This window comes from Pseudomonas sp. C32 (assembly GCF_030417915.1).
GTDB lineage: Bacteria > Pseudomonadota > Gammaproteobacteria > Pseudomonadales > Pseudomonadaceae > Aquipseudomonas.
In genome coordinates this window covers 96,087-113,492 of record NZ_JAUHUK010000016.1, presented here as the reverse complement: position 1 = coordinate 113,492, position 17,406 = coordinate 96,087, and the positions used below count along the sequence as shown (strand labels likewise).

Sequence of the window (17,406 nt, the reverse complement as noted above, 5' to 3'; positions counted from 1 at the left end):
CACACCGCGGGCAGATGGCACGCAGGAAGCCCGGACTAATAAGATGGCATTGAAATCCCCCGCGTTTCGTAAAAAATTTCCGTTGTTGGTCACCGGCAGTCTGCTGGTCCTGCAACCCCTCGCCACTTCCTTCGTGGTCGCCGCGGAACAGTATGACTGCTCAGTCTCTGCTTCGGGTGCCTGGAACTGTGCGCCAAAATCACCGGCAGCTGCATTGCCTCCGCGTCCCGTGCATGACGACAGCGCAGTCTCCGCGACCGGTGAAGCCCCGGCCGAGAGCGGCTCCAGCGAAAATGCCGGCGCCAAGGCTGCACTGGTTACCGAGTCCAAGGGCCGTGGCCTGAAGTCGCGCAGTGAAGACTACAGTCACCTCGACTGGGTTCCCCGCGAGCAGCTCACCGCAGCACAGTTGGCCGAAACCGGTCCTTATTGCGCTGGTTCCTATATCGAACCGATTCGTCCTGGCATGAATGACAAGACGAATAAAAGTGACGCGCCTACCTTTATCGGCGCCAAAGCCTCCCGCTATAAGCAGGACGAGCAGATCGCGACCCTGGCCGGTGACGTGGTCATGCGTCAGGGCAGCATGCAGGTCGAAGCCGACGAAGCGAACCTGTACCAGGCCGAGAGCCGTGGCGAGCTGAACGGCAACGTGCGCATTCGCGACAACGGCGCGCTGATCGTGGGCGATCACGCCGACGTGCAGCTCGACACCGGTGAAGCCAAGGTCGACAACGCCGAATACGTGATGCACAAATCGCGCATCCGCGGTAGTGCGCTGTACGCCAAACGTTCCGAGAACGCGATCATCCGCCTCAAGGACGGTACGTACACCACGTGCGAACCGAACAGCAACGCCTGGCAGCTCAAGGGCAACAATGTCACCTTGAACCCGGCCACCGGTTTTGGTACCGCGACCAACGTGACACTGCGGGTCAAGGACATTCCGGTCCTGTACACGCCTTACATCTATTTCCCGATCGACGACCGTCGCCAGTCCGGCTTCCTGCCGCCGACCATCGGCACCGGCAGCGATACCGGCTTCCTGCTGGTCACCCCGTACTACTTCAACCTGGCGCCGAACTACGACGCCACGTTGTACCCGCGCTACATGTCCAAGCATGGTTTGTTGATGGAAGGCGAAGCTCGCTACCTGACCCAATCCAGCGAAGGTCAGTTCGGTGCCGCCTACCTCAATGACGAGAGCAACGATCGCGAGGAGCAAAGCGACTACGACAAGACTCGTTACATGTACAACTGGCAGCACAAGGGTGGCCTGGACTCGCGCGTATTCACGCTAGTCGACTACACCAAGATCAGCGATCCGTATTACTTCCAGGATCTGCAGTCTGACCAGATTGGCGTGAAAAGTGCCGATTTCGTGAACCAGCAAGGCGCCGTCACCTATCGTGGCGACAGCTACACCGCTCGCGTGAATGCCCAGGCTTATCAGCTGGCGACCGTATCGAACATCACGCCGTATGACCGCTTGCCGCAGATCACCTTTGACGGTGCCCTGCCCTATCATCCGAACGGTCTGAACTTCTCCTACAACACCGAACTCGTTCGGTTTGACCGGGATCTGCAGAACGGTACCTATTCCGATGAAGACGGCAATGTGGAGCCACGGCTTGATAACAATATTCAAGGCCTGGCACGTGCCACTGGCGACCGTCTGAACCTTGCCCCAGCCGTTAGCCTGCCGCTGGACTGGACGTACGGGTTCATCAAACCGACGCTGAAGTACCAGTACACCCAGTACCAACTGGATCTGGACAGCATCGGCAAAGCCCAGGTCGCTGCGCAAAACGCAGAACAGGACAAGCTCAACGGCACCTTCGACAGCAACCAGAACCGTGGTGTGCCGATTGCCAGCGTCGACAGCGGCCTGTACTTCGATCGCAATACCCAATGGTTCGGCAAGGACTATCGCCAGACCCTCGAACCGCGTCTGTTCTACCTCTACGTTCCAGAAGTGGATCAGGAAGACATTCCGGTATTCGATACCAGTGAAAACACCTTCAGCTATTCGTCGTTGTTCCGCGACAACCGCTTCTCCGGCACCGACCGTGTTGGTGACGAGAACAAGCTGTCGCTGGGTGTGACCAGCCGCTGGATCGAAGACAACGGCTTTGAGCGTCAACGCGTCAGCGTCGGCCAGGCCTTTTACTTCAAGGATCGCGAAGTCCAACTGCCCGGTATCGATGCCAAGACCCGCGAAGATGCGCACTCCGACGTATCACCCTACGCACTGGAATACGAATACCGCTACAACCGCGACTGGCGCACTACCGCCGACTACAACTGGGACCCGGACACCCGCAGCCCGCGTTCGGGCAGCGCAATGTTCCACTACCAGCCTGAAGACAACCCGAACAAGGTCATCAACGCCGGCTATCGCTATCGTAATGACCAGGTCCGTTACGACCAGAACACCGGTAAATGGACTGTGGGTGGTGGTGACTATGGCACCCCTGGCCAGCCTGGTTACGTGAAGGACTACTACAAGATTCAACAGCACGACTTCTCGGTGATCTGGCCGATCGTGCCGCAATGGAACGCCATCAGCCGTTGGCAGTATGACTACAACCGTAACCGTACCCTGGAAGCCTTCGGTGGCTTCGAGTACGACAGCTGCTGCTGGAAATTGCGCCTGATCAACCGTTACTGGGTTTCTTATGACGAATTCAGTCAGGAAGCACCGGAAAACGAAAAAGGCGACCATGGCATCTTCCTCCAAATTGTTCTGAAGGGACTCGGCGGCCTCACTGGCGCCAAGGTAGAGACCTTCCTTGACAAAGGCATTCAAGGTTATCGTGAACGTGAAGACCAAGCTTTCTGATTGTCTGCGCCCGCTGATGCTGGGCGCGCTGTTCCTGAGCACGGCGGCGAGCGCCGCCGTGCAGTCCATCGACAAAGTGGTGGCCATTGTCGACAACGACGTGGTCATGCAGAGCCAACTGGACCACCGCGTCCATGAAGTTCAGCAAACCATTGCCAAGCGTGGCTCTGCCGCACCACCAGCCGGTGTGTTGGAACAGCAGGTACTTGAGCGCTTGATCGTCGAAAACCTGCAGTTGCAGATCGGCGAACGCTCCGGCATCCGCATCACCGATGAAGAACTGAACCAGGCGGTCGGCAGCATCGCCCAGCGCAATAACATGTCGCTCGAGCAATTCCGCGCCGCCCTGTCCCACGACGGCCTGTCTTATGACGACGCCCGTGAGCAGATTCGTCGCGAAATGGTCATCAGCCGCGTGCGCCAGCGCCGGGTTGCCGAACGTATTCAGGTGTCCGAGCAGGAAGTGAAGAACTTCCTGGCATCCGACCTTGGCAAGATGCAGCTGTCCGAAGAACTGCACTTGGCCAACATCCTGATTCCAACCCCTGAAAGCGCCAACTCTGAAGCCATTCAGAATGCCGCGCGCCAGGCAATGGACGTCTACCAGCAACTCAAGCAAGGCGCTGACTTCGGTCAAATGGCCGTTGCCAGATCCGCCAGCGAAAACGCACTGGAAGGTGGCGATATGGGCTGGCGCAAAGCCGCTCAACTGCCGCCTCCGTTCGACCGCGAACTGAGCAGAATGACGGTGGGTGACATCACTCAACCGGCGCGGACGCCAGGTGGCTTCATCATCCTCAAGCTCCTCGGCAAGCGTGGCGGCGAGACCCAGATGCGCGATGAAGTGCATGTACGTCATATCCTGGTCAAACCGAGTCCGATCCGCGACGAAGCAAAGACCAAGGCGCTGGCTGAGTCGATTTACACGCGTATCGAAGCCGGCGAAAACTTTGGCGATCTGGCCAAAAGCTACTCGGAAGATCCGGGTTCTGCCCTCAACGGCGGCGACCTGAACTGGATCGACCCGAACGCTCTGGTTCCGGAGTTCCGCGAAGTGATGGCCAAGACCCCCCAAGGTCAGCTGTCCAAGCCATTCCAGACGCAATATGGCTGGCACGTACTCGAAGTTCTTGGTCGCCGCGCCACCGACAGCACCACCCAGGCTCGTGAGCAGCAAGCAATGACCGTACTGCGTAACCGCAAATACGACGAAGAACTGCAAACCTGGCTGCGTCAGATCCGTGACGAAGCGTACGTAGAAATCAAACTCCCTGGCGCCGACCAGGCAGCGCAGTGAACCCCCAACGTTTCGCGCTGACACCCGGCGAACCAGCCGGCATAGGTCCCGACCTGTGCCTGCTGCTCGCCTCGCAAGCCCAGCCACACCCCCTGATTGCCATTACCAGCCGCGACCTGCTCCTTGAGCGGGCCGCGCAACTGGGCGTGGCTGTCGAAGTGCTGCCAGTCACGCCGGACCATTGGCCGGACGCCCCCGCACCCGCCAATAGCCTGTATGTCTGGGATACGCCCCTCAACGCCAGGGTTGTCGCGGGGCAGCTGGACAAGGCCAACGCCGCATTCGTTCTGGAAACCCTGACCCGCGCCGGCCAAGGCTGCCTGGACGGGCATTTCGCCGGGATGATTACTGCCCCGGTGCACAAGGGCGTGATCAACGAATCCGGCATCGCCTTTTCCGGGCACACGGAATTCCTCGCCGACCTGACCCACACCGAACAAGTGGTGATGATGCTGGCTACTCGCGGATTGCGAGTGGCATTGGTGACGACTCACCTGCCCCTTCGCGAGATTGCCGATGCAATCACCCCGGAGCGGCTGGAGCGTGTGACGCGAATCCTGCACGCCGATCTGCAAAACAAATTCGGCATCGCCCAGCCACGCATCCTGGTGTGTGGGCTCAACCCCCATGCCGGTGAAGGCGGACACCTGGGCCATGAAGAAATCGATATCATTGAACCCACCTTAGAGCGCCTGCGCGGCGAAGGCATGGACCTGCGCGGTCCCCTGCCCGCCGACACTCTGTTTACCCCCAAGTATCTGGAGCACTGCGACGCAGTGCTGGCGATGTACCACGACCAGGGCTTGCCTGTGCTGAAATACAAAGGCTTCGGCGCGGCAGTCAACGTGACCCTCGGCTTGCCGATCATCCGCACATCGGTCGACCACGGCACCGCCCTGGATCTGGCCGGCAGCGGCAAGATCGATACCGGCAGCCTGCAAGTCGCCCTGGAAACCGCCTACCAGATGGCCGAGACCCGTTTATGACCGAGCATTACCAACACAAGGCGCGCAAGCGTTTTGGCCAGAACTTCCTGCACGATGCCGGCGTTATCGACCGCATCCTGCGCTCCATCCACGCCAAGACCGAGGACCGACTGCTGGAAATCGGCCCGGGCCAGGGTGCGCTCACCCAAGGTTTGCTCAGCAGCGGCGCACAACTCGACGTGGTTGAACTGGACAAGGACCTGATCCCGATCCTCAACCAGCAGTTCGCCAGCAAGAGTAACTTCAACCTGCATCAGGGCGACGCGCTGAAGTTTGACTTCAACAGCCTGAATGCTGCGCCTGGCAGCCTGCGTGTGGTCGGCAACCTGCCGTACAACATCTCCACGCCGCTGATTTTCCACCTGCTGCACAACTCGCACCTGATTCGCGACATGCACTTCATGCTGCAAAAGGAAGTGGTCGAGCGCCTGGCCGCGGGGCCTGGCGGTGGCGATTGGGGTCGTTTGTCGATCATGGTTCAGTATCACTGCCGGGTCGAACACCTGTTCAACGTTGGTCCGGGCGCGTTCAATCCGCCACCGAAAGTCGATTCGGCCATCGTGCGTCTGGTGCCTCACGCCGTGTTGCCGCACCCGGCAAAGGACCACCGGCTGCTGGAACGCGTCGTTCGCGAAGCCTTCAACCAGCGTCGTAAAACCCTGCGCAACACGCTCAAGCTGCTGCTGAGCAACGACGAAATCGAAGCGGCCGGTGTCGACGGCAGCTTGCGCCCCGAGCAACTCGACCTGGCCGCGTTCGTGCGCCTGGCTGACAAACTCAGCGAACAAAAGCCCGCCACCGACTGACAGGCGATGAGCGCTATCGGGTAGGACGCCACTCTGGTTTACTACCCGATACTTGGCCTAGACTGAACTCAATCAGTTATGCCCCGCGTCCCGCTTCGTTTTTAAGGCCTCTTGCATGTCCGATCCTCGTTATCAGGTCGACGTCAGCGTCGTCACCCGCTATCTGGCAGAACAATCGCAACCTGAACATGACCGTTTTGCCTTCGCCTACACCATTACCGTGCAAAACAACGGCCTGGTGCCCGCCAAGCTGCTGTCTCGGCATTGGGTGATCACCGATGGTGACGGGCACGTCGAAGAGGTTCGCGGTGCCGGCGTGGTCGGTCAGCAACCTTTGATCGAGGCAGGCAAGAGCCACACCTACAGCAGCGGCACGGTCATGACCACCAAGGTTGGCACCATGCAAGGTTCGTATCAGATGGTTGCCGACGATGGTAAGCAATTCGATGCCATCATTGCCCCGTTCCGCCTGGCCGTGCCGGGGTCGTTGCACTGATGGCAACGTACGCGGTCGGCGATCTGCAAGGCTGCCTTGAAGCGTTGCAATGCCTGCTCAAGCAAGTCGCATTCGATCCTGCAAAGGATCGCCTGTGGCTGGTGGGCGACCTGGTCAATCGCGGCCCCCAGTCGCTGGAAACCTTGCGTTTTCTCTACGGCATCCGTGAATCACTGGTGTGCGTACTCGGCAACCACGACCTGCATCTGCTGGCGGCCGGACGCAACATTGAGCGCCTGAAGAAGTCCGATACCCTGCGCGAAATCATCGAAGCGCCCGATTGCGCCGAATTGCTTGAATGGTTGCGCCAGCAGAAGCTCATGCACTACGACGAACAGCGCAAAGTCGCCTTGGTCCATGCCGGCATCCCGCCCCAGTGGTCGCTGCGCAAAGCCTTGAAGTACGCCGCGGAAGTCGAGACTGCGCTGCGAGACGACAACCTGCTGCCGCCCTATCTCGATGGCATGTACGGCAACGATCCGGCGAAGTGGGATAACGACCTCAAAGGCGTGACACGCCTGCGAGTGATCACCAACTACTTTACTCGCATGCGTTTTTGCACCGCCGAAGGCAAACTCGACCTCAAGAGCAAGGAAGGCCTGGACACCGCTCCGCCGGGTTACAAACCCTGGTTCCAACACAAAGAACGCAAGACCAGGGACCTGAAGATCATCTTCGGTCATTGGGCGGCGCTGGAAGGCAAGATCGATGAGCCGAACATCCTGGCGCTCGATACCGGTTGCGTCTGGGGTGGCGCCTTGACCCTGATGAACGTCGACAGTGGCCAGCGCGTGTCCTGCAAGTGCGACGAGCACGGGCATCCTGCACCGCCAGTCGCCTCCCCCATTCCCGAAACATCGCCAGCCAGCGCCCCGCGCTAGACTGCCCATTCAGCCGAGCCACAGGAGCCCGCCATGAGCGAATTCAAACGTATCCCCCCGGAACAGGCCCAGGCCCTGCGCGAGCAAGGCGCTGTGGTGGTCGACGTCCGTGACCCCGCGACTTTTGCCGCCCTGCACATTGCCGGTTCGAAGCATCTGGACAACCATTCCCTGCACGCCTTCATCCAGGGTGCCGACCTCGACGCGCCGACCGTGGTGGTCTGCTACCACGGCAACTCCAGCCAGGGCGCTGCGGCCTATCTGATCAGCCAGGGCTTCTCGGATGTCTACAGCATGGATGGCGGTTTTGAGCTGTGGCGTACGACTTATCCTGCGGAAACGTCGCAAGGCACTTCCGAATAATTTTTTTGTAACACGCAAGCCCCCGGCAGCCGCGGGCTAGCGCGGTGGCAGACGAACGGTCTGCCACAACTAATTACGTATCTCGCCTTTACCTCCCGAATTCCCAACTATCCTTAAGCGCAGGCCATCCAAAACAGGGGAGAGCCGGTACACCGGCGCGCGGGTCATCGGGAGTAGCTTTCGGGGCAGTCAGCTCCGGGAGAGTTCTGGGGGGTAAACAGCAATCGCCTGTTCGGTTGCTGCCAGCATCGACTGAATGATCCGGCGTCGGCTCCACGTATCGAGCGAGGTGACGTCATGAGTATCTTTAGCCACTTCCAACAACGCTTCGAGTCCACACGCCAGGAAGAGCTCTCTCTGCAAGAGTATCTGGAACTGTGCAAAAAAGACCGCAGCGCCTACGTTTCCGCCGCCGAGCGTCTGCTGCTGGCCATCGGTGAACCGGAACTGCTCGACACCTCGACCAACTCGAGGCTGTCGCGAATCTTCTCCAACAAGGTCATTCGCCGCTATCCGGCCTTTGAAGACTTCCATGGGATGGAAGAATGCATCGACCAGATCGTGTCGTACTTCCGCCATGCCGCTCAGGGCCTGGAAGAGAAGAAACAGATTCTTTACCTGCTCGGCCCTGTCGGTGGCGGTAAATCCTCCCTTGCCGAGAAGCTCAAGCAACTGATTGAAAAAGTGCCCTTCTATGCGATCAAGGGCTCGCCAGTGTTCGAATCACCTCTGGGTCTGTTCAACTCCACTGAAGATGGGGCGATCCTCGAGGAAGATTTCGGCATTCCACGGCGCTACCTCAACACCATCATGTCCCCATGGGCGACCAAGCGCCTGGCTGAATTCGGCGGCGACATCAGTCAGTTCCGCGTAGTGAAGCTTTACCCGTCGATCCTCAACCAGATCGCCGTGGCCAAAACCGAACCGGGTGACGAAAACAACCAGGACATCTCGGCGCTGGTGGGCAAGGTCGATATTCGCAAACTGGAAGAGTTCCCACAGAACGACGCCGACGCCTACAGCTACTCGGGCGCACTGTGCCGGGCCAACCAGGGCCTGATGGAATTCGTCGAAATGTTCAAGGCACCGATCAAGGTGCTGCACCCACTGCTGACTGCCACCCAGGAGGGCAACTACAACAGTACAGAAGGCCTCGGCGCGATTCCGTTCACCGGGATCCTGCTGGCGCACTCCAACGAATCGGAGTGGCACACCTTCCGCAACAACAAGAACAACGAAGCGTTCATCGACCGGATCTACATCGTCAAAGTACCGTACTGCCTGCGGGTCAGTGACGAAGTGAAGATCTACGACAAACTGCTGTTCAACAGCTCACTGGCCAAGGCCCACTGCGCACCCGACACTTTGAAGATGCTGGCCCAGTTCACCGTACTCTCGCGCCTCAAGGAGCCGGAAAACTCCAACATCTACTCGAAGATGCGCGTGTACGACGGCGAGAACCTCAAGGACACCGATCCGAAAGCCAAGTCGATCCAGGAATACCGCGACAACGCCGGTGTCGACGAAGGCATGAACGGCCTGTCGACCCGCTTCGCGTTCAAGATCCTGTCGAAGGTGTTCAACTTCGACCCGCACGAAATTGCCGCCAACCCGGTGCACTTGCTTTACGTGCTGGAACAACAGATTGAGCAGGAACAGTTCCAGGCCGAAACCCGCGAGCGCTATCTGCGCTTCCTCAAGGAATACCTGGCGCCGCGTTACATCGAGTTCATCGGCAAGGAGATCCAGACCGCGTACCTCGAGTCCTACAGCGAGTACGGTCAGAACATCTTCGATCGCTACGTGCTGTACGCCGACTTCTGGATCCAGGACCAGGAATACCGCGACCCGGAAACCGGCGAAATCCTCAACCGCGTGGCCCTGAACGAAGAACTGGAGAAAATCGAAAAACCGGCCGGCATCAGCAATCCGAAGGATTTCCGCAACGAAATCGTCAACTTCGTCCTGCGTGCCCGCGCCAACAACAACGGCAAGAACCCGACCTGGCTCAGCTACGAGAAACTGCGGGTGGTCATCGAGAAGAAAATGTTCTCCAACACCGAAGACCTGCTGCCAGTCATCAGTTTCAATGCCAAGGCCAGCAAAGAGGACCAGCAGAAACACAACGACTTCGTCACACGAATGGTCGAGCGGGGCTACACCGACAAACAGGTACGACTGCTGTCCGAGTGGTACCTGCGGGTCAGAAAATCACAATAACCCGCTGCCGGTCAGACCGGTTGTCGTCAGCCAGAGACCTGTGTGCGCTTTTTCTGTTACACAGGCCTCTGGAAGGTGTTCGAAAGTCGGTAGCGAGTTCAGGCAGCATCCAAAGCGCTTGGGGGAGCGTGACCCCTCGGCTCCCGGTTCGATGCTGCATCACCGCTCGCCCCTTTCAGGACAGCTTCTAAGGAGCAGTCATGAGCTATGTGATCGACCGACGTCTCAATGGCAAGAACAAGAGCACGGTGAACCGGCAGCGGTTTCTGCGGCGTTACCGTGATCACATCAAAAAGGCTGTCGAAGAGGCGGTCAGCCGGCGCTCCATTACCGATATGGAACACGGCGAACAAATCAGCATTCCCGGCCGCGATATCGACGAGCCGGTGCTTCACCACGGTCGCGGTGGCAAACAGACGGTCGTGCATCCGGGGAACAAAGAGTTCACCAGCGGCGAGCATATCGCCCGCCCACCGGGAGGTGGCGGCGGCCGCGGGCCTGGTAAAGCCGGTAACTCGGGTGAAGGGATGGACGAGTTTGTCTTCCAGATCACCCAGGAGGAGTTCCTCGAATTCATGTTCGAGGATCTCGAATTGCCAAACCTGGTCAAACGCAACCTGACCGGCACCGACACCTTCAAAACCGTACGCGCCGGGATCAGCAACGAAGGCAATCCGTCGCGGATCAACATCATCCGTACCCTGCGCTCAGCTCATGCCCGACGGATTGCGTTGTCCGGCAGCAGCCGCGCCAAACTGCGTGAAGCCAAAGAGGAACTCCTGCGACTCAAGCAGGAAGAACCGGACAACTTCGGCGATATTCAGAAAATCGAAGCTGAAATCGAAAAACTCAGTGCACGCATCCATCGCGTACCGTTTCTTGACACCTTCGACCTCAAGTACAACCTGCTCATCAAGCAACCCAACCCCAGCTCCAAGGCCGTGATGTTCTGCCTGATGGACGTATCCGGCTCGATGACCCAGGCGACCAAGGACATCGCCAAGCGTTTCTTCATCTTGCTGTACCTGTTCCTCAAGCGTAATTACGACAAGATCGACGTCGTGTTCATCCGTCACCACACCAGCGCTCGCGAAGTGGACGAGGAAGAGTTTTTCTACTCCCGGGAAACCGGTGGCACCATCGTGTCCAGCGCCTTGAAACTGATGCAAGAGATCATGGCCGAGCGCTATCCGAGCAACGAGTGGAACATCTATGCCGCCCAGGCTTCCGACGGCGACAACTGGAACGACGACTCGCCGATCTGCCGCGACATCCTGATCAACCAGATCATGCCGTTCGTGCAGTACTACACTTACGTTGAGATAACCCCGCGCGAACATCAAGCCTTGTGGTTCGAGTACGAACGCATCGCCGAAGCCTTTTCCGACACGTTTGCCCAGCAACAACTGGTCTCGGCCGGGGATATCTATCCGGTCTTCCGTGAACTCTTCCAGCGCAGGTTAGTGACATGACCGCCAAAGAGCAGAAGCGCCAACCCATTTCCACCGGCTCCGAATGGACATTCGAGCTGATCCAGGCCTACGACCGCGAAATCAGCCGTATTGCGGCTGGCTACGCGCTCGACACCTACCCCAACCAGATCGAAGTCATCACCGCCGAACAAATGATGGACGCCTACGCCTCCGTCGGCATGCCGCTGGGCTATCACCATTGGTCCTACGGCAAACACTTCCTCAGCACCGAAAAATCCTACTCCCGCGGCCAGATGGGGCTGGCCTACGAGATCGTGATCAACTCCGACCCCTGCATCGCCTACCTGATGGAAGAAAACACCATCTGCATGCAGGCGTTGGTCGTGGCCCATGCCTGCTACGGGCATAACAGCTTTTTCAAAGGCAATTACCTGTTCCGCACCTGGACCGACGCCAGTTCGATCATCGATTACCTGGTGTTCGCCAAGCAGTACATCATGCAATGCGAAGAGCGCCACGGCATCGATGCGGTCGAGGACTTGCTCGATTCCTGCCACGCGCTGATGAACTATGGCGTTGACCGCTACAAGCGGCCCTATCCGATTTCCGCGGAAGAAGAACGTCGCCGGCAGAAAGACCGGGAAGAACACCTGCAGAAACAAATCAACGACCTGTGGCGCACCATTCCCAAGGGCGCAGACAAGTACAGCGACAAGGACAACGCTCGCTTCCCCGCCGAACCTCAGGAAAACATCCTGTACTTCATCGAAAAACACGCGCCACTGCTGGAGCCGTGGCAGCGGGAAATCGTGCGTATCGTGCGCAAGATCGCCCAGTATTTTTATCCACAACGCCAGACTCAGGTGATGAACGAGGGCTGGGCCACGTTCTGGCACTACACCCTGATGAACGATCTGTACGACGAAGGGCTGGTGACCGACGGCTTCATGATGGAGTTCCTGACGTCCCACACCAGCGTGGTGTTCCAGCCTGGTTTCGACAGCCCTTACTACAGCGGCATCAACCCCTACGCCTTGGGGTTTGCCATGTACCGCGACATCCGTCGCATGTGCGAAGAACCTACGGAAGAAGATTACCGCTGGTTCCCGGACATCGCCGGTACCGACTGGCTGGCAGCCATCAAGTTCGCCATGAGCAGCTTCAAGGACGAGAGTTTCATCCTGCAGTACCTGTCGCCCAAGGTGATCCGCGATCTGAAGCTGTTCAGCATTCTCGATGACGACCAGAAGGACGATCTGCTGGTGCCCGCCATTCACGACGAGGGCGGCTACCGCATCATCCGCGAAACCCTCGCGGCGCAGTACAACCTGGGCAATCGCGAACCCAATGTGCAGATTTACAGCATCGACCGGCGCGGCGACCGGTCCCTGACCTTGCGCCATCAACAACACGACCGCAAACCGCTGGGAGAGTCCACCGAGGAGGTGCTCAAGCACCTGCACCGCCTCTGGGGTTTCGATATTCACCTGGAAACCTTGCAAGGAGACCAAGTGATGAAAACCCACCATGTCCCCCCAAGGAACGAGCACAGCGAAGGCGATTACGGACGGCTGGATCTGGCTGTCATTCATCTTTGATCCTGTACCAGCCTCCGAAAGCTCGACGCAACGGTTATCCTGTCGAGCTAACGGAGGTTTTTTATGCGGATCTATAAAGTCGGCGGTGCAGTACGCGATCGCCTGCTGGGCATACCGGTCACTGACATTGACCGGGTCGTGGTCGGTGCCACTACCGAAGAGATGCTCGCCAAGGGCTTTCGCCCGGTGGGAGCGGATTTCCCAGTGTTTCTTCATCCCAAAACCGGTGAGGAATACGCCCTCGCCCGGACCGAACGCAAAAGCGGACGCGGTTACGGCGGGTTCACGTTCCACGCCAGCCCTGAAGTCACCCTCGAAGAAGACCTGATTCGCCGCGACCTGACCATCAATGCCATGGCCGAGGACGATCAGCAGAACCTGACCGACCCTTATCACGGTCAACGCGATCTTGAAGCACGTATTCTTCGCCACGTTTCCCCCGCGTTTGCCGAAGATCCGCTCAGGGTTCTGCGTGTTGCCCGCTTCGCCGCTCGTTATGCGGGGCTTGGTTTCACCGTTGCCCCCGAAACGCTGGACCTCATGCGCCAACTCAGTGAGTCAGGCGAACTGGAGGCGCTGACGGCAGAGCGGAGCTGGAAAGAAATATCCCGCGCACTGATGGAAAAACAGCCTCAGGTGTTCATCGAAGTTCTGCGTGCGTGCGGCGCACTGAACGTCTTGATGCCAGAGGTCGATGCGCTGTTCGGCGTACCGCAACCGGAAGTTCACCATCCGGAAATCGATACCGGCGCACACACCCTGAGCGTGCTGGAACAAGCCGCAAAGCACCAACAACCGCTGACCGTGCGCTGGGCCTGCCTGCTGCACGACCTGGGCAAAGGCCTGACGCCGGAAGAAGAATGGCCCAGGCACATTGCTCACGAGTTCAAGGGACTCAAACTGATCAAAGCGGTCAATGAGCGCTTCAAGGCGCCAAGGGATTGCCAGGAATTGGCACTATTGGTGGGTGAATATCACACTCACGGTCATCGCGCCCAAGAGCTCAAGCCGTCGACATTGCTGGAGTTACTGCAACGCTTCGACGTGTACCGTCGTCCGCAGCGGTTCGAAGAGTTCATCGCTGCATGCGAAATGGATGCACGCGGACGCAAAGGACTGGAAGAGAGAAGTTATCCACAGGCGGATTATTTGCGCGGGGCCGCAACAGCTGCTCGCAGCGTGGCGGTTCGGCCGCTGCTGGAGAAAGGCTTTAACGGACCGGAGTTGGGAGAGGCAATCAAGCGCGAGCGGCTCAAGGCGTTGAAGGCTTACAAAGAAAAAGTCTAGGCGGATCAAAAGATCGCAGCCTTCGGCAGCTCCTACAGGACGCACATCAATCCAAGGAGCTGCCGAAGGTTGCGATCTTTCTCATTACAGTAAATTAGAGGGTGTCAGTTGCTCACCACGCCACTCGAAAGCCACCGGCACCAACACCTGATCAATCTGCGATTCATCCCACAGCCTGGAAAAACTTTTGCCTACTCCGGGATGTACACGATCCGGCGCAATCAAAGACAACGGCCACAGAACGAATGCATTTTTCAGAATTTCTGCCCGCGGCAAGATCAAGCCATCGAAGTTGCCCACCAGATCACCGAACAGCAACACGTCGATATCCAGCGGCAAACCCCGGCGATCAGGCGCATAACGACCGTTATCCGCCTCGATAAACTTTAGCCGACGATCCAGCTCCATCAGAGGCAGATCGGTGTAAGCCGACACCACAAAATTGAAGAACGGCCCGCTCTTGATCCCGACTGGCTGGCTTTCGAAAACCGGCGAACAATGGATGTCCGCCAGAAACCCCGACAACGCCTCCAGCCCGGCAAGCAAATGGGTTTCGCGCTCGATATTGCTACCGAGCCCGAGGTACACCTGAGTCAGCGACATCCGCGCTCGATCTCCACACCCACACCACCCGTGGCAGCCGGGACCGCACCGGGCTTGGTCAGCTTGAGGTGCATCCAGGTGATCTTGAATTCGCTCATCAGCACCTCAGCCAGACGCTCGGCAAAGGTTTCGACCAGCTGAAACTGCGCCTGCTCGGCAAAGGCTTGAATGCGCGTGGAAACGCTTGCGTAGTCGAGCGCCAACGTCAGGTCATCGCCGGCAGCGGCCGGGCGATTGTCCCAGGCGAAGCTCAGATCAAGTCGCAAGCACTGTCGGATGCCTCGCTCCCAGTCGTAGGCACCAATCACCGTATCGACTTCCAGGCCCTCGATAAACACTCTGTCCAAGCACTTCTCTCCGCTACACGACAAGGGCGCAATGCGCCGTTAGAATCAGGGCGTCCTCGCCCGGAATAGTTAGCATGTTTTGGTTATTGGCGATCCTCGCCTACCTGCTCGGCTCTCTGTCCTTTGCCATTTTGCTCAGCCGCCTGACCGGTAACCCCGATCCGCGAATGAGTGGTTCGGGCAATGCCGGCGCCACCAACATGTTGCGCGTCGCAGGCAGGAAACTCGCGATCCTGACCCTGCTCGGCGACCTGTGCAAAGGCTTGCTGCCCGTACTGATTGCAAGCATTGCCGGGCTTTCACTGCAAGAGCAGGCATGGATTGGCGTCAGCGCCGTTATCGGCCATTTGTTCCCGGTGTACTTCCGTTTTCGCGGTGGCAAGGGTGTCGCCACTGCTGCCGGTATGTTGCTGGGCCTGTATCCGCCAGCAGCACTGCTGGCGGTCTGCGCCTGGCTGCTGACGTTCTATCTGACCCGCACCAGTTCCCTGGCCGCCTTGATCGCCACACCGCTGACCCTGCCGCTGCTGGCCTGGCAAGAGCCGGCAGCGCTGCTACCCATGAGCGCACTCACCGCACTGATCGTCTGGCGTCATCGCGGTAATCTACGTGACCTGTTTGCCGGGCGCGAACGGCATTTTTAAATGCCGCACGTGAGCACCGCTCATCACAGCGCCGACAATTGCTCCATCGGCCAACGCGCCTGCACGCTGATTGCCAGGCTCTCCTGCTGACCGGCCTGCAAGCGCTGGCAACCGGCAAACGCGATCATCGCGCCATTATCGGTACAAAACTCAGGGCGAGCATAAAAAACATCGCCCTTCATGTCGCCGAGCATTTTTTCCAATGAAGTACGCAGAGCCTTGTTGGCACTGACGCCCCCAGCGATCACCAGACGCTTCATGCCAGCCGCTTTGAGGGCACGCTTGCACTTGATGGTCAAAGTCTCCACCACCGCCTGCTGGAACGCCAGTGAGATGTCGCAACGAGCTTGCTCGCCGTCGTCCCCGGCGCTGACGCACTGTTGCCAGGTATTCAAAGCGAAGGTTTTCAAGCCACTGAAGCTGAAATCCAGGCCCGGGCGGTCGCACATCGGACGCGGGAACACGAAACGTCCTGCAACGCCCTGCTCCGCCAGACGAGCGATCTCCGGTCCACCAGGATAATTGAGACCCATCATCTTCGCGGTCTTGTCGAAGGCTTCGCCTGCCGCGTCATCCAGGGTTTCGCCCAGAAGCGTGTATTGACCGATTCCGTCGACCTGAACCAGCTGCGTATGACCGCCCGACACCAACAAAGCGACGAACGGAAATTCCGGCGGTTTTGGCTCCAGCATCGGCGCCAGTAAATGGCCTTCCATGTGGTGCACGCCCAACGCCGGAATGCCCCAGGCAAAGGCCAGCGCCTGGGCGCAGGAAGCCCCCACCAACAAGGCACCAACCAGGCCAGGACCCGCGGTATAAGCGATCGCGTCGATCTCGGTCGGCACGCAGTCCGCCTCGGCCAACACCTGACGAATCAAGGGCAGCATGCGTTTGACGTGGTCCCGCGAGGCCAGCTCCGGCACCACGCCACCATAGGCACGGTGCAGGTCGATCTGACTGAACAGCGCGTCGGCCAGCAAGCCGCGTTCACTGTCATATAATGCGACACCAGTTTCGTCGCAGGAGGTTTCTAATCCCAGTACTAGCATGGGTTTGCGCCTTGTTTAGGCTGAATTCGAAGGCGCGCATAATAGTCGTCGCGTGATGCCCCGACCAGCGGTTTTCGATCAGAGGCTTTGCATTCCGAGCGATGAGGGGTTAACATCCGCAACCCTTAAAAACCGACGTCTTCAAGTGCTCTTTTGCCGCGAGGATGTTGACCCCGGTAATGAATGAAGGTAGCTCTGGATGCCAGCCGTCAAAGTAAAAGAGAACGAACCCTTCGACGTAGCTCTGCGTCGTTTCAAGCGCTCCTGCGAAAAAGCCGGTGTACTGGCTGAAGTTCGTAGCCGCGAATTTTACGAGAAGCCAACTTCTGAGCGTAAGCGCAAGGCAGCAGCCGCTGTTAAGCGTCACGCCAAGAAAGTTCAGCGCGAACAGCGCCGCGCCGTTCGTCTGTACTAATACACAGACGATCGTAGCAAGCTTCTGCCAAGCCCGGCCCTCAGCCGGGCTTATGGCATTTGCGTAAAACGCTTGATGCTTCACTGTCGAAGCCGCAGACGCGACCGAGACAAATCTGCTTCACCGCGTCAGACCTGGC

The 17,406-nt window shown here is 58.7% G+C and carries 16 protein-coding genes; 13 read left to right on the top strand and 3 right to left on the bottom strand.

Features of this window, described 5'->3' with window-relative positions; genetic code table 11:
• The first annotated feature begins 43 nt into the window (after positions 1 to 43).
• The 11 genes from QYH43_RS19035 (at position 44) to QYH43_RS18985 (ending at position 14,209) form a co-directional block, all read left to right on the top strand.
• Entirely contained in the window at positions 44 to 2,842 is a 2,799-nt protein-coding gene (locus QYH43_RS19035) for an LPS-assembly protein LptD (protein WP_301157817.1), read from the top strand.
• The gene (gene surA / locus QYH43_RS19030) at positions 2,817 to 4,139 is read left to right on the top strand and encodes a peptidylprolyl isomerase SurA (RefSeq protein ID WP_177408848.1); all 1,323 of its coding nucleotides are present in this window, start codon (positions 2,817 to 2,819) and stop codon (positions 4,137 to 4,139) included. The genes QYH43_RS19035 and surA overlap by 26 nt, the downstream gene beginning before the upstream one ends.
• Positions 4,136 to 5,125 (top strand): 4-hydroxythreonine-4-phosphate dehydrogenase PdxA, encoded by a 990-nt coding sequence (gene pdxA, locus QYH43_RS19025; RefSeq protein WP_301157816.1) that lies wholly within the window; start codon positions 4,136 to 4,138, stop codon positions 5,123 to 5,125. Before surA ends, pdxA begins: the two co-directional genes overlap by 4 nt.
• Positions 5,122 to 5,931 carry a 16S rRNA (adenine(1518)-N(6)/adenine(1519)-N(6))-dimethyltransferase RsmA gene (rsmA, locus tag QYH43_RS19020; protein ID WP_301157815.1) on the top strand — a complete coding sequence of 270 codons (810 nt, stop codon included), beginning with the start codon at positions 5,122 to 5,124 and terminating at the stop codon, positions 5,929 to 5,931. Before pdxA ends, rsmA begins: the two co-directional genes overlap by 4 nt.
• Before the next feature lie 115 nt (positions 5,932 to 6,046).
• Positions 6,047 to 6,427, top strand: a complete 381-nt coding sequence (apaG, locus tag QYH43_RS19015; protein ID WP_301157814.1) for a Co2+/Mg2+ efflux protein ApaG — start codon at positions 6,047 to 6,049, stop codon at positions 6,425 to 6,427.
• Positions 6,427 to 7,308: a symmetrical bis(5'-nucleosyl)-tetraphosphatase gene (locus QYH43_RS19010; RefSeq protein ID WP_301157813.1), complete on the top strand. Its 882-nt coding sequence runs from the start codon at positions 6,427 to 6,429 to the stop codon at positions 7,306 to 7,308. The genes apaG and QYH43_RS19010 overlap by 1 nt, the downstream gene beginning before the upstream one ends.
• A 33-nt stretch (positions 7,309 to 7,341) precedes the next feature.
• On the top strand, positions 7,342 to 7,671 hold the full coding sequence (gene glpE / locus QYH43_RS19005) for a thiosulfate sulfurtransferase GlpE (protein ID WP_301157812.1): 330 nt from the start codon (positions 7,342 to 7,344) through the stop codon (positions 7,669 to 7,671).
• A gap of 297 nt (positions 7,672 to 7,968) precedes the next feature.
• Positions 7,969 to 9,891, top strand: coding sequence for a PrkA family serine protein kinase (locus tag QYH43_RS19000; protein WP_053162938.1), 1,923 nt, complete (start codon positions 7,969 to 7,971; stop codon positions 9,889 to 9,891).
• 200 nt (positions 9,892 to 10,091) lie between these two features.
• A complete protein-coding gene (locus tag QYH43_RS18995; protein WP_007947798.1) occupies positions 10,092 to 11,363 on the top strand; it encodes a YeaH/YhbH family protein in 1,272 nt (423 codons plus the stop codon).
• Positions 11,360 to 12,922 (top strand): SpoVR family protein, encoded by a 1,563-nt coding sequence (locus QYH43_RS18990; RefSeq protein ID WP_095060335.1) that lies wholly within the window; start codon positions 11,360 to 11,362, stop codon positions 12,920 to 12,922. Before QYH43_RS18995 ends, QYH43_RS18990 begins: the two co-directional genes overlap by 4 nt.
• A gap of 63 nt (positions 12,923 to 12,985) precedes the next feature.
• Entirely contained in the window at positions 12,986 to 14,209 is a 1,224-nt protein-coding gene (locus QYH43_RS18985; protein ID WP_301157811.1) for a multifunctional CCA addition/repair protein, read from the top strand.
• An 84-nt stretch (positions 14,210 to 14,293) separates the two neighbouring features.
• On the opposite strand, the gene folK is transcribed toward QYH43_RS18985, so the two are convergent.
• Both folK and folB read right to left on the bottom strand, forming a co-directional pair.
• A complete protein-coding gene (gene folK, locus QYH43_RS18980) occupies positions 14,294 to 14,812 on the bottom strand; it encodes a 2-amino-4-hydroxy-6-hydroxymethyldihydropteridine diphosphokinase (RefSeq protein ID WP_301157810.1) in 519 nt (172 codons plus the stop codon).
• On the bottom strand, positions 14,803 to 15,159 hold the full coding sequence (folB, locus tag QYH43_RS18975; RefSeq protein ID WP_301157809.1) for a dihydroneopterin aldolase: 357 nt from the start codon (positions 15,157 to 15,159) through the stop codon (positions 14,803 to 14,805). Before folB ends, folK begins: the two co-directional genes overlap by 10 nt.
• A 74-nt stretch (positions 15,160 to 15,233) precedes the next feature.
• Here folB and plsY point away from each other — a divergent pair, with 74 nt between their 5' ends.
• Positions 15,234 to 15,803 (top strand): glycerol-3-phosphate 1-O-acyltransferase PlsY, encoded by a 570-nt coding sequence (plsY, locus tag QYH43_RS18970; protein WP_095060343.1) that lies wholly within the window; start codon positions 15,234 to 15,236, stop codon positions 15,801 to 15,803.
• 23 nt (positions 15,804 to 15,826) lie between these two features.
• Here the strand turns inward: plsY and tsaD are convergent, their stop codons facing one another.
• Positions 15,827 to 16,852 (bottom strand): tRNA (adenosine(37)-N6)-threonylcarbamoyltransferase complex transferase subunit TsaD, encoded by a 1,026-nt coding sequence (gene tsaD / locus QYH43_RS18965; RefSeq protein WP_095060345.1) that lies wholly within the window; start codon positions 16,850 to 16,852, stop codon positions 15,827 to 15,829.
• A gap of 199 nt (positions 16,853 to 17,051) precedes the next feature.
• On the opposite strand from tsaD, the gene rpsU reads away from it, so the two are divergent.
• Positions 17,052 to 17,267 (top strand): 30S ribosomal protein S21, encoded by a 216-nt coding sequence (gene rpsU, locus QYH43_RS18960; RefSeq protein ID WP_002551877.1) that lies wholly within the window; start codon positions 17,052 to 17,054, stop codon positions 17,265 to 17,267.
• Positions 17,268 to 17,406 lie beyond the last annotated feature (139 nt).